Source organism: Paraburkholderia sp. UYCP14C (assembly GCF_004197395.1).
Classification (GTDB): domain Bacteria; phylum Pseudomonadota; class Gammaproteobacteria; order Burkholderiales; family Burkholderiaceae; genus Paraburkholderia.
The window spans coordinates 16,406-31,239 of sequence record NZ_SELS01000062.1 but is presented as its reverse complement, the minus strand read 5'-3'; the positions used below and the strand labels follow the sequence as shown (position 1 = coordinate 31,239).

The 14,834-nt window shown below is 63.9% G+C and carries 16 protein-coding genes; 3 read left to right on the top strand and 13 right to left on the bottom strand.

The features are described from left to right. The first annotated feature begins 88 nt into the window (after nt 1–88). Both EVC45_RS36050 and EVC45_RS36045 read left to right on the top strand, forming a co-directional pair. Nucleotides 89–934 carry an FTR1 family protein gene (locus EVC45_RS36050; protein ID WP_129962906.1) on the top strand — a complete coding sequence of 282 codons (846 nt, stop codon included), beginning with the start codon at nt 89–91 and terminating at the stop codon, nt 932–934. Continuing rightward, entirely contained in the window at nt 931–2,340 is a 1,410-nt protein-coding gene (locus tag EVC45_RS36045) for a 4Fe-4S binding protein (protein WP_129962905.1), read from the top strand. The genes EVC45_RS36050 and EVC45_RS36045 overlap by 4 nt, the downstream gene beginning before the upstream one ends. Before the next feature lie 289 nt (nt 2,341–2,629). Here the strand turns inward: EVC45_RS36045 and hemP are convergent, their stop codons facing one another. From hemP to EVC45_RS36025, 4 genes are all read right to left on the bottom strand, one after another. Continuing rightward, nucleotides 2,630–2,890: a hemin uptake protein HemP gene (hemP, locus tag EVC45_RS36040; RefSeq protein ID WP_129962904.1), complete on the bottom strand. Its 261-nt coding sequence runs from the start codon at nt 2,888–2,890 to the stop codon at nt 2,630–2,632. Nucleotides 2,891–3,075: 185 nt separating this feature from the next. Further along, a complete protein-coding gene (locus EVC45_RS36035; RefSeq protein WP_129962903.1) occupies nt 3,076–3,558 on the bottom strand; it encodes an SRPBCC family protein in 483 nt (160 codons plus the stop codon). Between the two features lie 85 nt (nt 3,559–3,643). Continuing rightward, nucleotides 3,644–4,042 carry an OsmC family protein gene (locus tag EVC45_RS36030; RefSeq protein WP_129962902.1) on the bottom strand — a complete coding sequence of 133 codons (399 nt, stop codon included), beginning with the start codon at nt 4,040–4,042 and terminating at the stop codon, nt 3,644–3,646. Between the two features lie 223 nt (nt 4,043–4,265). Further along, a complete protein-coding gene (locus EVC45_RS36025; RefSeq protein WP_129962901.1) occupies nt 4,266–5,144 on the bottom strand; it encodes a pirin family protein in 879 nt (292 codons plus the stop codon). Between the two features lie 122 nt (nt 5,145–5,266). On the opposite strand from EVC45_RS36025, the gene EVC45_RS36020 reads away from it, so the two are divergent. After that, the gene (locus EVC45_RS36020; RefSeq protein WP_129962900.1) at nt 5,267–6,295 is read left to right on the top strand and encodes a LysR family transcriptional regulator; all 1,029 of its coding nucleotides are present in this window, start codon (nt 5,267–5,269) and stop codon (nt 6,293–6,295) included. A 406-nt stretch (nt 6,296–6,701) separates the two neighbouring features. On the opposite strand, the gene EVC45_RS36015 is transcribed toward EVC45_RS36020, so the two are convergent. From EVC45_RS36015 to EVC45_RS35975, 9 genes are all read right to left on the bottom strand, one after another. After that, nucleotides 6,702–7,121, bottom strand: coding sequence for a biopolymer transporter ExbD (locus EVC45_RS36015; protein WP_129962899.1), 420 nt, complete (start codon nt 7,119–7,121; stop codon nt 6,702–6,704). Between the two features lie 16 nt (nt 7,122–7,137). After that, nucleotides 7,138–7,869: a MotA/TolQ/ExbB proton channel family protein gene (locus tag EVC45_RS36010; protein ID WP_129962898.1), complete on the bottom strand. Its 732-nt coding sequence runs from the start codon at nt 7,867–7,869 to the stop codon at nt 7,138–7,140. Nucleotides 7,870–7,897: 28 nt separating this feature from the next. After that, nucleotides 7,898–8,635, bottom strand: a complete 738-nt coding sequence (locus EVC45_RS36005) for an energy transducer TonB (RefSeq protein ID WP_129962897.1) — start codon at nt 8,633–8,635, stop codon at nt 7,898–7,900. A 330-nt stretch (nt 8,636–8,965) separates the two neighbouring features. Then, nucleotides 8,966–9,226, bottom strand: a complete 261-nt coding sequence (locus tag EVC45_RS36000) for a bacterioferritin-associated ferredoxin (protein WP_129962896.1) — start codon at nt 9,224–9,226, stop codon at nt 8,966–8,968. A 171-nt stretch (nt 9,227–9,397) separates the two neighbouring features. Beyond that, the gene (gene murI / locus EVC45_RS35995; protein ID WP_129962895.1) at nt 9,398–10,285 is read right to left on the bottom strand and encodes a glutamate racemase; all 888 of its coding nucleotides are present in this window, start codon (nt 10,283–10,285) and stop codon (nt 9,398–9,400) included. Between the two features lie 166 nt (nt 10,286–10,451). Then, nucleotides 10,452–10,931, bottom strand: coding sequence for a bacterioferritin (bfr, locus tag EVC45_RS35990; protein WP_129962894.1), 480 nt, complete (start codon nt 10,929–10,931; stop codon nt 10,452–10,454). A 200-nt stretch (nt 10,932–11,131) separates the two neighbouring features. Next, nucleotides 11,132–12,655, bottom strand: coding sequence for a fumarate hydratase (locus tag EVC45_RS35985; RefSeq protein WP_129962893.1), 1,524 nt, complete (start codon nt 12,653–12,655; stop codon nt 11,132–11,134). A 51-nt stretch (nt 12,656–12,706) separates the two neighbouring features. Next, nucleotides 12,707–13,318, bottom strand: a complete 612-nt coding sequence (locus tag EVC45_RS35980; protein WP_129962892.1) for a TIGR00645 family protein — start codon at nt 13,316–13,318, stop codon at nt 12,707–12,709. A 164-nt stretch (nt 13,319–13,482) separates the two neighbouring features. Then, nucleotides 13,483–14,385: a DMT family transporter gene (locus EVC45_RS35975; RefSeq protein ID WP_129962891.1), complete on the bottom strand. Its 903-nt coding sequence runs from the start codon at nt 14,383–14,385 to the stop codon at nt 13,483–13,485. Nucleotides 14,386–14,834 lie beyond the last annotated feature (449 nt).

The window sequence follows — 14,834 nt, the reverse complement described above, 5'->3', positions numbered from 1 at the left end:
AGCGACCGCAAGCGCCGCGGCAAGCGGGCGCTGTCGGTCGCGCGAGGCAACGGAAGCGGGCAGTAGAAGGATCGAAGGGAGAGCTTGAATGGGTCAGATTCTGTTCATCGTGTGGCGGGAAAGTGTCGAGGCGCTGCTGGTCGTCGGCATCCTGTACGCGTGGTTGAAAAATGGCGACGACGACGCGCGCCGCGGCCTGCCGTACCTGTGGGGCGGCGTGGCGGCCGGCGTGATCGCGGCGGTGGCGCTCGGCGCCGCGCTGGTTGGGTTCACCGAGGTGCTCTCCGGTGACGCGCAGGATTACTTCCAGACCGCGATGGTGCTCGTCGCCTGCGTGCTGATCGTGCAGATGGTGCTGTGGATGAAGCAGCACGGCCGCACACTGAAGCGCGACATGGAACAGTCGCTGCAGAAGAGCCAGCGCGATTCGAACTGGTGGGGCGTCGCGCTGCTGGTCGCATTGGCGATCGCGCGCGAAGGCAGCGAAACGGTGATCTTCCTGTACGGCCTCGGCTTCGGCCAGTCGGGTCATGTCGACGGCAGCCAGACGCTCGCTGTCGTGATCGGTCTCGCGCTCGCGTTCCTGACCTTCTATGTGTTGCAACTGGGCGGCAAGATCATCTCGTGGCGGCTCTTTTTCCGCGTCACCGAAATTATGCTGCTGTTCCTCGGCGCGGGCCTGTTCCAGACCGGCGTCGACAAGCTGATCGACAAGGAAATCCTGCCGACGCTCGTCGACCAGCTGTGGAATTCGTCGGCGATCCTCGACGATTCGAGCACCTTCGGTTCGCTCGTCGCGACGCTGACCGGCTACCGTGCGCATCCGGCGCTGATGAATCTGCTTGCCTATGCCGTGTACTGGGCGGTCGTTTATCTGCTGGTGCGCCGCGCCGGTCGCAAGCCCGCGCAGCAGACGGCAGGGCGCGCCGCATGAGCGCGGTGATGGCGCCGCGGCCGGGCCGTCTCGCGGCGGCCGGCCAGTGGATGCAGCGCCACGGCGCGGTGATCCGTGGGATCCAGTGGATCGTCGTCGCGGCGTACGCGTTCCTGATCATCGTGCCCGCGCTGCTGCCGCTGCCGGACGACGCCGCGCATCTGTGGAACAACCTGACGCTCGCGGCGCAGTTCGTGTTCTGGGGCATCTGGTGGCCGTTCGTGCTGCTGTCGATGGTGATGCTCGGCCGCGTCTGGTGCGGCGTGCTGTGTCCGGAGGGCGCGCTCGCCGAATTCGCCAGCAAGTTCGGGCGCGGCCGCGCGATACCGCACTGGATGCGCTGGGGCGGCTGGCCCTTCGTCGCGTTCGGCATCACGACCATCTACGGGCAGATGGTCAGCGTCTACCAGTACCCGAAGGCGGTGCTGCTGGTGCTCGGCGGCTCGACCTTCGCGGCGATCGTGATCGGACTGCTATACGGGCGCGAGAAGCGCGTCTGGTGCAAATACCTGTGCCCCGTCAACGGGGTCTTTTCGCTTCTGTCACGGCTTGCGCCGTTTCACTACAAGGTCGACGAAGATGCATGGCGCCGCTCGTATAAGAACGGCGAGCATGGGCATCGCGTGATTCCGATCAACTGCGCGCCGCTCGTGCCGTTGCGCAACATGAAGGGCGCGGCCGATTGCCATATGTGCGGCCGCTGCAGCGGACACCGCGACGCGATCGCGCTGACGTGGCGCAAGCCGTCGACCGAAGTCGTGCAGTTGGGCGACAAGAAGGCGAATCCCTGGGACACCGCGCTGATCCTGTACGGCCTGCTCGGCATCGCGATCGGCGCATTCCATTGGACCGCGTCGCGCTGGTTCATCGACCTGAAGATGTTCTCCGCGACGTGGCTCGTCGATCACGACATCACGTGGCCGCTCGAAACCAACGCGCCGTGGTTCCTGTTCACGCATTACCCCGACCAGAACGACGTGTTCTCGTGGCTCGACGGCTCACTGCTGATCGGCTACATCCTTGCGACGGCGCTCGTCTATGGCACGGCGCTGCTGCTGTTGCTGACGGGCGCGACGCGCATGCTTGGGCGCTTCAGCGCCACCCGGCTGCATCATCTGACGCAGGGGCTGATTCCGATCGCGGGCGCGGGCGTGTTCCTCGGTTTATCGGCGACGACGCTGTCGCTGCTGCGTGCCGAGCACGTTTCTCTGTGGTGGGCGTCGGATCTACGCATCGCGATTCTGGTGATTGCGAGCGCGTGGAGCGCATGGCTTGCGTGGCTCGTCACGCGCCGCTATAGCGAACGTTTCGTGCAGCGCGCGCTGGCGATGCTGTGGTTCGTCGCGGCGCTGGCGGTCGTCAATAGCGCGTGGTGGCTGATGTTCTGGGGCTGGGCGTCGAAGTAAGGCTTTGGCCTGTGACCGATGCGAACGCAGGCGCAAGCAAAAAAGCCGTGGGATGGTGACATCCCACGGCTTTTTCATTTTCATTTCCATCTTCAGCGATGTACGCCGTTGCGTGCACCCGCTTTCGAGTGAGAACCAAAAAAAGCGGCCTGGCTTGCTGCGACGGCTGGCTTGGTGTCTGCACGAAGGGGTCTAGTTCTCGCGTGCAAGCCGTCGTGGCTGGCTAATGCCTAACACCTCTCTAGGAGGTGGTCCCCACAATACCCGGTACTTACTTCGTGTTGCGGTGCTACTTAGTCAGGATCAGCTTGCCGAGGCGCGTCGCACGCAGCTGGTACGTCTCGCCGTTGTGCACGATGCTGATGTGACTATGGCCTTGCAGCAGCGCGTCGCTGCGCACGACCCGTTCCGACGTCTCGCCCTGGCCGGTGCTGCGTTCCGCGGCGGGTTTGGCCGCCGGCACGGCCGTCGTCGACGATTTCGGGCGGCTGGTCAGCGCGGCCGCCGAGCGGCGCAGGCTGAGCGTGGAAGGGCGAGTCAGATCGGTCATTCGTTTTAGCTTGTTCGTCGATTCGATGTGATGATTCTAAATGATAACTATTCCTATTTACAAGGTCGAGAAATTGATCGGATTCGACTTCTGATAGCTGAATGAAAGTGCGGGCAGACGACCACTATGGGGGCCATCCTGGACATGGCCCCGCGAGAGCGCGGGCAGGGCGCCCGCGCGGCATCTCAGTGCAACGGTCCCGGTTCCTGCCCCGCCGCAACGTACTGGCGGATCAGCCGCACCGTGTCGATATCGTTCTCGCGATACGCGGATTTGACGATCTCCTGCGTCTGCACGGCGTCCTGATCGGTCGAGACGGGCAGTGTGGTGGCGTACTCAAAGCGCAAGAATAGCTGCAGCTCGTCGGGCTGCTCGATCGTCATCGTCAGTGAGCCGCCGACGTGCTCGGCGGTCGGCAGGATGTCGTAGCGCACGCTTTCGCTATCCTGCAGCGTGACGCGATCGCGCACGGTGGCCTGACCATAGTGCAACTCGCGCTCGAGCACATTGCCGTTGCGCGACAGGATCGTGCAGCTGTCGAGACCCATCACGAACAGTTGCGGCTGTTCGGCGCGCAGCACGAGCCCTTCCCACAACTGCTCGCGGGTCATCGATTCGACGAAGGGATTCAACGGATCGTTGATCTGAATGAGATGTTCGAAATTCAAGACGACTGCGTCCTATGAAAATGTTGCAATACCCGTGGCCCGATCGGGCGGCGTCCGACCGTCCCGAGCTCAACTGCCGCGCCAGTTAAGCGACGGCGAGCGCGGAGCGGATCGAGATCGTGTTCGTGAGGATCTTGTGCACCGGACACGCATTGGCAATTTGCAAAAGCCGTTCCCGCTGCTCATCGGATAGATCGCCATCGAGCATGATCTGACGGTCGATCGTCGAGCCTGCGTCGCCGGTTTCCATCGACAGTTTGACGCGTACGCTCGCCAGCGGCCAGCCTTTGCGCTGCGCGTACATCTTCAGCGTGATCGACGTGCACGCGCCAAGGCTCGACAGCAGCAGCGAGACCGGCGTCGGGCCGCGGTCGCCGCCGCCTAACGATTCGGGCTCGTCGGCAAGCCATGTGTGCTTGCCGTCGTCGAACACGACCTGGAAATTCGTCGAACCGATGTGGGCGGTGACGGTGGACTCTGCCATGCGCGCTCCTATGGGGGAAGGAAGTATGTCGCGCGCCCCGGCCCGTCGCAATCAACGCGTGCCGCGCGACATGAGCCGTTATTGTGAACGAATTTACCGGCGTTCGCGTCCCGAGGTGAAGGGTTTCGCGGCGCGCGGGCAGCCGGCGGCGTGTTTTGACTCAGGTCGACACGCGTGAATTGCCCGCGGGGTGCGTCCGCCCGTCAATGCGTGTCAATGCGAGTCAGTGCGTGATCGCGCCCATCCGCCCGGCCTGATAGTCGATCACCGCCTGACGGATCTCGTCCTCGGTATTCATCACGAACGGGCCATAGCGCACTACCGGCTCCTTCAGCGGCACGCCGCCGAGCAGCAGCACTTCGAGCGGTTCGTCGCCAGCCGTGATAGTCACCGCGTCGCCGTCGTTGGCGAACACGACCATGGTGCGCGCGTCGATCTCGGCACGAACGTCGCCTTCGCCATACACACCCTTGCCGGACAGCCCATACGCGAACACGCGATAGTCGGCCGGCACCGGCTGGCGAACCGTCGCGCCGGGCTGCAGCGAGAAATGCTGATACAGGATCGGTGTACGCGTTTCGATCGCGGCCTTGACGCCGAGCGCTTCGCCCGCGATGACCTTCACGCGCACCTGGCCGTCTTCGGACGTCGCGACCGGAATGCGCGTCGACGGAATCTCCTGATAGCGCGGCGCGATCATCTTGTCGCGACGCGGCAGATTGACCCATAGCTGCAGGCCGTGCACGCGACCGCCGGTGCGCGTGAATTCCGGGTCCGGCATTTCGCTGTGCACGACGCCCGCGCCCGCGGTCATCCATTGCACGTCGCCGGCGTGCAGCGTGCCCGAATGGCCCGCCGAATCCTTGTGGCCGAACTGGCCCTCGAGCACATAGGTGACCGTCTCGAAGCCGCGATGCGGATGATCCGGCGCGCCGATGGCCTCGCCGGGCGCATAGTCGACCGGTCCCATTTCGTCGAGCAGCAGGAACGGATCGAAGTCCATCAGCAGACGCGTGGGAAACGGTCGATGAACGATAAATCCGCCGCCTTCCACTGTGCGAACCGACGGGAACGTGCGTTCGATCGTGCGTGACGTAGTCATCAATATCACCTCGAAAAATGGGGAATAGCGTTATTTTTGAAACATGGAGCTATTATAGGGACCGTTTTTCGCGGTGCCAGCCGCCCCTCAGCAATGGATTGTTCTGTTAATGGAACGATGAGATGAAGATCGATTCACACAATCTGAACGACCTGATGTACTTTTCGCAGGTTGTCGAACATGGCGGATTTTCGGCCGCCGAGCGGGTGTTGGGCATCTCGAAGTCGCGGCTCTCGCGCCGGCTCACGGAGTTGGAGGCGTCGCTCGGCGTGCGCCTGTTACAGCGTTCCACTCGCAAGCTCGCGCTGACCGAAGCGGGGCAGTTGTTCTACCAGCACTGTCAGGCGATGCTCAGCGAAGCGCAGGCGGCGGTCAATGTCGTGCAACAACTGCGCTCGTCGCCGCGCGGCACGGTGCGCGTCAGCGTGCCGGTCACGATCTCGCAGACGATTCTGTCGACGATCCTGCCGGAGTTCATGCACCGCTATCCGGAGGTGCGCGTTGTGATGCGCGTGACCAATCGCGTGGTCGATCTGTTCGAGGATTCGGTCGACGTCGCGCTGCGCGTGCGTTCCGATCCGCCGGAGAACGCGAACATCGTCGTGCGGCCGCTGTGGCGCACCGAGCAGATGCTGGTCGGCGCGCCGAGCCTGCTGCAGCAGAACGCGCCGCCGCTGACGCCGGCCGACCTGAACCGCTTCGAAACACTCGACGTGCCGACGAGCGACGGCCGCCACGTGTACAACCTGATCTCCCCGGAAGGCACGCGCCATGCGCACGAACACGAGCCGCGCCTCGTGACCGCCGATCTGATGACGATCCGCGAGGCGGTGCTGGCCGGCGTCGGCATCGCGTCCTTGCCCGAGATGATGTATGGAGCCGCATTGCGAGCAGGGCAGTTGTCGCCCGTGATGCCGGGCTGGAGTTTTCCGACGCCGCAGTTGTACGCGGTGTTCGTATCGCGTCAGGGGATGGTGCCGGCCGTGCGCGCGTTCGTCGATTATCTGGTCGAGATGCTCGATCCGGATGAAGGCAAGCACATCATGGGCGAGTGTCCTGTGCGCGAGGAGCAAGCGGCGGCGCGAGGATCGGTGGCGGCGGCTTCCGTGGTTAAACCGGCGGCGGTTTCAAAAGACGCTGTGGCAACTTAAGGCGGAAACGCTGCGCCGCCCACCGCTATCGCGCGGCGCAAATCGTTTTTAGCATTTAAGCGTGGCCTGTCATGATTACTTTCAATGGCCGTTTGCTTGAATGCGCGCACGCACAGGAATATAGTGAAATCCCTTTCGCTAAGGAGTCTCCTATGCGAAAACTCATGGCCGCTATCATAGCGGGCCTGATAGGGCTGACCGCGTTGTCCGTGTCGACCACGGCCCTCGCATGCGGTGATACAAGCTATCAGTCTTCGGCCGATGGCAAATGATCCCGCCGCCCGAAGGCGCCGAGCGCGCACAAAAAAAGGCCTTCATCCGACGATGAAGGCCTTTTACTTTTGGGCCCTGCTTCAAGGGGTTTTTCGCTTGGACGAGCGTCCTGCTCCGCGTGCCACGTTACCGGTTACTTCGCTTTGGGCTGCGTAACGAAACCGATCTTCGTCAGCCCGCCTGCCTGCGCGGCGGACATCACCTGCGCGACCTTCTCGTACGGCATCTTGCGGTCCGCATCGAGATGCAGTTCCGGCTGCGGATTTGCCTGCGCGGCCGCGGCGATCTTCGCGGCCAGCGCCGCGTCGTCGACCTTGGTGCCGTCCCACAGCACGTTGCCGTCCGCGTCGACCGACACCGTTACCTGCGCGGGTTTCGTGTCTTCCTTCTGACTGCTCGCGTGCGGCAGATCGATCTTGACCGCGTGACGGATCACCGGGATCGTCACCATGAAGACGATCAGCAGAACCAGCATCACGTCGACGAGCGGCGTCATGTTGATCTCGTTCATCAGGCCGTCGTCATCGTCTCCGGCGAAAGGGCTCATTGCCATCGGAATGCCTCGTCGATCAGTTGGCGCGGGTCGCGAGACGCAGACCGTCGCCGCGCTTGATCGACGACAGGCGCGCGCCCGTCACGAAGAACGCATGCAGACCGTGCGCAAAGCGGCTCAGCTTCGCGACGATCGCCTTGTTGGCGCGCGTCAGCGCGTTGTAGCCCAGCACTGCCGGAATCGCGACGAACAGACCGAACGCGGTCATGATCAGCGCTTCGCCGACCGGGCCGGCGACCTGGTCGATCGACGACTGGCCGCTCGCGCCGATCGCGAGCAGCGCGTGATAGATGCCCCAGACGGTGCCGAACAGGCCGACGAACGGCGCGGTGCTGCCGATCGACGCGAGAATCGCGAGACCGCTCTGCATGCGCGCGACGCTTTCGTCCATCGTGTCCTTCAGGCAGCGCGTGATCCAGTCCGACACGTCCATGCGGTCATGCAGATGCGGCTGCGTCTGGTGATGATGGTCGGCCGCTTCCTGGCCCGACAGCGCGAGCGCGAGGAACGGGTTGTCATGCGGTGTCGAGGCGCCGCCGCCGAGCTTCTTCACGCCGTCGGCGAGGTCGTCCGAATGCCAGAACGCCTGTTCGGCGTTCTTCGTCAGGCGCTTCAGGCGCATCACGTTCCAGCCCTTGACGACGATCACGCTCCACGACATCACCGACATGATCAACAGCGCGAGCGCGATACTGCGGGTCACGAAATCCCCTTGCGCCCACACGTGCGCCAATCCGTAGTTTTGCATTGCAATTCCTTGTTTTTGAAATCTTGCTTCAGTCGGTCAGATTGAAGTTGTAAGGCTGGGTGTATGCGGCCCTGACGGGCTCACCGTTCTCGAGATACGGCTTGCAGGTACTTGCGCGCAGGGCGGCGAGCGCGGCGTCGTCGAGACGGCTGAAGCCGCTGCTTTTCTTCAACTCGATGCTCTCGAGCTTGCCGGTCAGACCGACCACGAAGTGCACGTACGCGGTGCCCGATTCGCCGCGACGCCGCGACAGCGCCGGGTAGTCGGGCTGGGTGATATTGCAATCGAGGTGCGCTACGTTTTTCGGCGCGCTGATCTCCATCGTCGGCTTGCCAGTCGCGGGTGTCGCCGCGGCGGGCGGCGTCGCAGCTGCGGCGGGCGCGGGTGGCGTCGGATCGGGTGCCGCGACCGGCGTCGCTGACGGCGCGGCGGCCTGCGGCAACGGAGTCGGCGTCGGCTTGGGCGTCGGCGCCGGCTTCGGCTGGACTTTCGGCTTCGCATGGACGGGCGGCGTCGGCTGGGGCGGCGGCGGTGCGATCGATTGCAGCGCGATCGGCGTGGCGAGCGCCGCGGGCGGCAGCAGTTCGGCGCTCATCACGTGCGATTCGAGGGCTACCGGCGCAGGTTCGTGGCGCAGCGTCATGATCACGGCGAGCAGCGCGACGTGAACCACGGCCACCATGGCAGTGGCCGTCAGTGCGCGGGAATTCGGTCGGGTGGACGACGCCAGCGGGGCGCCGGCGGAAACGGGATGCGGAGCCTGCATGGTCAGTGTGGCAGCGCGCGGCCACGGCGGCGCGTCGGACAGGGCATCGTCATGTTCGGAAAATCAGCAGCGAAATGAACAAAGTAGTCACGAAACCAATCAGCAATTCCATCTCGAACACCTTTCCAAGGGGTGAGTGGGGTAGCTGGCTGGTACGAATACTGGCTTGCTGACGGCAGTGGGATAACGCAGTACGGCGGACTGTACCGCGGTTGTGTTGCAGACATGCTGGACATTCAATGCCGCTTTGAGCGTGGCATTAAATGCTAGTGAAACATAGGGCGCCGGGACGCAGAGGGCCCGGCTCACACCGTACCCCGCAAACTGAACTCAGGCCGCCTTGCGCTCGTAGAACGTGACTTGCACGACCTCGGCGACGCTCTGCACCTGCTGATGCTCGACCATGCCGACACCGCAACGGCTCGCGCACACGCCGCTTTGCAACATCACGTCGCGCACGGTTTCCTCGCATTTGCCGCAGCACGAGGCGACGCCGAGTTCAAACTGCAACTCGTCGAACGAGTCGATGCCGTCCGCAATCGAGGAGCGGATGGTGCGGTCGGAAACGGATTTGCAGACACAGACGATCATGGCGGGCGTCATAGCTAACGTTAATGCGAATTATTATCATTTTGTTTGGTCGGTTTGGCAAGCGTCCCGTGCGATTTTTTGTAACAAAACCAGACTCTTAGAATGGATTTCGTCGGAGGGAAGGGTGGCGCGTGGCGCCAGCGGGCGCGTCGCGCGCGTGGATTGCCGCTTCTAGGCAGCCCGCGAATCCGGCGCGGCGGTGCGGGCAGACGGTATCAGCACCTGCTCGACCGCGGCCTCGATCTGCAGCAGCGTGGCGGCCAGTTGCTGCTGGTGGATGCCGTCGTCGGTGGAGTAGAAGCGCGGCAGCGGCGTGGCCCCGGACGGTGCGGCGGCGCGCAGGCCGTGCTGCTCGAGCACGCGTTCAAGCTGGCGCGCGATCGCCACGCTCGTGTCGATCAGCGCGAGACGCTCGCCGACGATGTCGCGAATCGCCGCATCGAGAAACGGGTAATGAGTGCAGCCGAGCACCAGCGTGTCGGCGCCCGCGTCGAGCATGGGTTCAAGGTAGCTGCGCAGGAGTGCGCGCAGTTCGGCCGAACCGACGTCGCAGCGCTCGACCGCCTGCACGAGTCCGTAGCCGGGCTGGCAAAGAAAGCGGCAATCGGCGGCGTAGCGTTCGAGCAATCCCTGAAAGCGGGCGCTGCGCAGCGTCGCCTGGGTCGCCAGCACGCCGGCGACGCGGCTTTTCGATTGCAGGGCCGCGGGCTTGACGCCCGGTTCGACGCCGACGAGTGGAATCGGCAGCTTTTCGCGCACCAGCGCGATCGATTGCGCGGTCGCCGTATTGCACGCGACCACGAGTGCCTTCGCGCCCTGTGCGGCGAGCCATTCGCCGATGGCTAGCGTGCGGTCGGCGATGAAGTCGTCGTCGCGCTCGCCGTAGGGCGCGTACAGCGAATCGGCGACATACAGCAGCGCCTCGTCAGGCAGTTGCGCGCGCACCGCGCGCAGCACCGACAGTCCGCCGAGCCCCGAGTCGAAAATACCGATGGGCGCCTGCGACGCGGCGCCAGCGGCAACACTGCGGACAGTCGGGGACGGCGAGGGCGCGGGCATAGGCGAAGAAAACGAGCGTGACGTGGCGGTCGGCGAAAAAGGGGTGAAGCCAGGGTGATGCAGGAGCAAGCGCGCAAGTATATCGCCCGCGCGCTGCGGTCCGGCGCGAATGCCTGCCGGGCAGGCGCCGTGCTGCCACCGCGCGGGATGTTTCAGCGTGCCTCGATCAGGACTCGACCGAGCCCATCGCGCTTTGCTGGTAGTTCTGGATACCGACCTTGTCGATCAGGTCGAGCTGGGTTTCGAGCCAGTCGATATGCTCTTCGGTGTCGTCGAGAATGGTGACGAAGATTTCGCGCGAGATGAAATCGCGCACCGATTCGCAGTAGGCAATCGCCTCCTTGCAGGTGCTTTGCGAAACCTGTTCGAGCTTCAGATCGCATTCGAGGATCTCTTTGGTTTCCTCACCGATCAGCAGCTTGTGCAGGTCCTGCAGATTCGGCAGGCCATCGAGCATGAAGATGCGTTCGATCAGCAGATCGGCATGCTTCATTTCGCCGATCGACTCGTCGTACTCGTGCTTGCCGAGCTTCTCGAGGCCCCAGTGGCCATACATCCGCGCATGCAGGAAGTACTGGTTGATCGCGGTCAGCTCGTTCTTCAGCTGCGCGTTCAGATATTCGATGACTTTCTTGTCGCCTTGCATGTTATTTCCTTTTTCGGGGACCTTGAATTTCCAACAACAATAAACGCCTCACCCAAAAAAGCCAAGAAATCCGACACAACTCTTGGCCGGGTTTGCTGGCTTCGCGCGCCGTCCTGTCCACGCATGACGCACGGCAATAAAAAAGCCGGGACCGCGGTCCCGGCTTTTCGACTGACCTGAGCGGCGTTAATCGCGACTCATCAAGCCGTGGCGACCGGAATCTTGCCGATCTTGGCTTGCCATTCCTTCGGGCCGGTCTGGTGCACGGAGGTGCCGGTCGAATCGACGGCGACCGTCACCGGCATATCCTGCACGTCGAACTCGTAGATTGCTTCCATGCCGAGGTCTTCGAACGCGAGCACCTTGGCGCTGCGGATCGCCTTCGACACGAGGTAGGCGGCGCCACCGACGGCCATCAGGTAAGCAGCCTTGTGCTTCTTGATCGACTCGATCGCGACCGGGCCGCGCTCGGCCTTGCCGATCATCGAAATAAGGCCGGTTTGCGCGAGCATCGTCTCGGTGAACTTGTCCATGCGCGTCGCGGTGGTCGGGCCGGCCGGGCCGACCGCTTCGTCGCGCACCGGATCGACCGGACCGACGTAGTAGATCACGCGGTTGGTGAAATCGACCGGCAGCTTCTCGCCCTTCGCGAGCATGTCGGCGATGCGCTTGTGCGCGGCATCGCGGCCGGTCAACATCTTGCCCGACAGCAGCAGCGTCTGGCCCGGCTTCCAGCCGGCCACTTCTTCCGGCGTCAGCGTGTTCAGGTCGACGCGCTTGCTGGTTTCCGTGTTCGGCTCCCAGTGCACCTTCGGCCATGCGTCGAGCGACGGCGCTTCGAGCCTGGCGACGCCCGAGCCGTCGAGCGTGAAGTGCGCGTGGCGCGTCGCCGCGCAGTTCGGGATGATCGCGATCGGCTTGGACGCGGCGTGGGTCGGCGCGGCCATGATCTTCACGTCGAGCACGGTCGACAGACCGCCGAGACCCTGCGCGCCGATCCCGAGCGCGTTGACCTTCTCGTGCAGCTCGACGCGCAGCTCTTCGATCCAGTCCTGCGGACCGCGTGCGATCACGTCCTGAATGTCGATCGGGTCCATCAGCGATTCCTTCGCCATCACCATCGCTTTCTCAGCGGTGCCGCCGATGCCGATGCCGAGCATGCCCGGCGGGCACCAGCCCGCGCCCATCGTCGGCACGGTCTTCAGGATCCAGTCGACGATCGAATCCGACGGGTTCAGCATCGCGAACTTCGACTTGTTCTCCGAGCCGCCGCCCTTGGCCGCGACCTGCACGTCGACGGTGTTGCCCGGCACGATCTCGTAGTGGATCACGGCCGGCGTGTTGTCTTTGGTGTTCTTGCGCGCGCCTTCGGGCGGGCTCACGATCGATGCGCGCAGCACGTTGTCCGGGTTCAGGTAACCGCGGCGCACGCCTTCGTTGATCATGTCGGTGACGCTCATCGTCGCGCCGTCCCAACGCACGTCCATGCCGACCTTCACGAACACCGTGACGATGCCGGTGTCCTGGCAGATCGGGCGCTTGCCTTCGGCGCACATGCGGCTGTTGGTCAGGATCTGCGCGATCGCGTCCTTCGCTGCCGGGCTCTGTTCGAGCTCGTACGCGCGGCCGAGCGCTTCGATGTAGTCGAGCGGATGGTAGTAGCTGATGTACTGCAGCGAATCAGCGATGCTCTGAATCAGGTCTTCCTGTTTGATGACGGTCATGGCTAGCTCAGTGGGGAGTGGCGCTTGTTGTCGGATCGCAGCGCGGTGCGGTCAGTCTTGCGCCTTCATGGGAGTGGAAACCTTGATGCCGCCCACGGCGTGCAGCGCCGCGGGCTCTTCGAAATGTTTGGGGTGCGTGTGCGTGGTGAGGCGGTCGACCGCCGCCATCACGAGCGCCGACACGAGGAACGCGACGTGGATGATTACCTGCCACATGATCGTGTGCGTCGTGTTCTGGTCGGGGCTGATGAAGGTCTTCAGCAGATGGATCGACGAGATGCTGATCAGCGCCATCGACAGCTTCACTTTCAGCACGCCGGCGTTCACGTGATCGAGCCATTCCGGCTCGTCCGGATGTCCGTCGAGGCCGAGGCGCGACACGAACGTTTCATACCCGCCGATGATCACCATGATCAGCAGGTTCGAGATCATCACCACGTCGATCAGGCCTAGCACGACGAGCATGATGCTGGTTTCGTCGAGCCGCATTGAGTCCGTGACCAGATGCCAGACTTCCTTCAGGAACAGCACGACGTAGACCGCCTGCGCGACGATCAGCCCGAGATACAGCGGCACCTGCAGCCAACGGCTCATGAAAATGAGATGGGGTAGCGCGCGCATCGGGCGGCGCGAAGGGGCGGAGGCGGGTCGCGGAGCGGACATAGGCAACGGTCAGATGAAGCGCGGTGACGGAACACGGGGCCAGACGCCCACGCTGGTGCGGGGTGCGGCCATCGAAGGGTCGCGAGACTCGCGTCAGGCGCGCTATTGTACAGCGTCGCCCGAATCTGCTGCTTTGCGGCAGGCAGGCCGCCGCCGCGCCGGACTTACGATGCGACCGGCGGCACGTTGCGCGCCTTCAGGCTCGCGAGGCCGATACCGGCGATTACGCAGGCGAGCGCGACGCCGTGCGCGAGCGTGGGCCGCTCGCCGAGGAACACCATGCCGTAAAGCGCCGCGGCGACCGGCAGCACCGCGCTGAACACGCCGGCGAGACTGCCCGGTACGTGACGGATGCCTTTCATCCACAGCCAGAACGAGAAGATGCTGGCCGACAGCCCGTACCACAGCACCAGCATCCAGATGCTCGACGGCACCGCGCGATAGTCGAAATGCGCGAGCGCGCCGGCGCCGAGCGGCAGCATCAGCAGCAGGCCGAACAGATGCGTGTACGCGCAGATGTCGATCGGCGCGAGCGTTTGCGTGAGACGGCGCGACAGGATCACATAGATCGATTCGCAGCATACGGCGCCGAGCACCATCAGGTTGCCCGCGAGCGAGCCGGTGCCGGCCGTCGCATCCGCGCCCGCTTCGGCGTGTGCGACATTGATGACGACGACGCCGACGATCGCCAGCACGATCGACGCGAGCGCGCGGCCATCGGGCCGCTCCTTCAGGATCAGCCACGACAGCAGCGCGACGACCGCCGGGATCGTGCTCGTGATCACGCCGGCCGCGACCGCGCTCGTGCGTGCGACGCCGTTGAGCATCAGCAATGTGAAGCCGAAGGTGCCGAATAGCGCCTGCAAAAACAGGTTGATCCATTCATCGCGTTTGACGCGGCGCAGTTTGGCAACGCGCAAGAGCGGCCATAGCACGGCCATCGCGATCACGAATCGCAGCAGCGCGAACAGCGGGACGGGGACGAAGGCGACGATCGATTTACCGATTCCGACGTTGCTGCCGACCAGCAGCATCGAGGTAATGAGAAGCAGGGCGTAGCGATTCAAGCTGGAATCCGGACGGCTAGTTCAGTTAGCATTGTAAGAGGCCGTGCGACAGAGCGTAAGGGTGTGAAAGCTGGCGCACGAGCGGTGCGTCGAGCCGGCATCGGCGGTATGCGATGTGCTGCGAGTGAACGTAGGACGTTCGATAGCACGGGCGATCTTTTCCGCGTGCGTCTCGTCTGATCAACGCGCAAGCGCGTCGATGGCTCGCGCGCTCTAAGGGTTTTCGCTTGCAGATCAACACGATGCGCGTAAGTGGCCGGTAAGTTGCGGCGCTTATGGTTAAGCCTTAGCGCGGGATGAGATCGAGCAGGGCGCCCGCATGCACGGATGTTGCGATGCCGCACGCACACGCGTTTGACGGCATCGCGAGGTGGGAGACAGCGCCGCTCGCGGCGGCTCGAACAGGATAAGGCCCGCGCGCGACGCGCGCCGGTACAGGTTTTACGTTT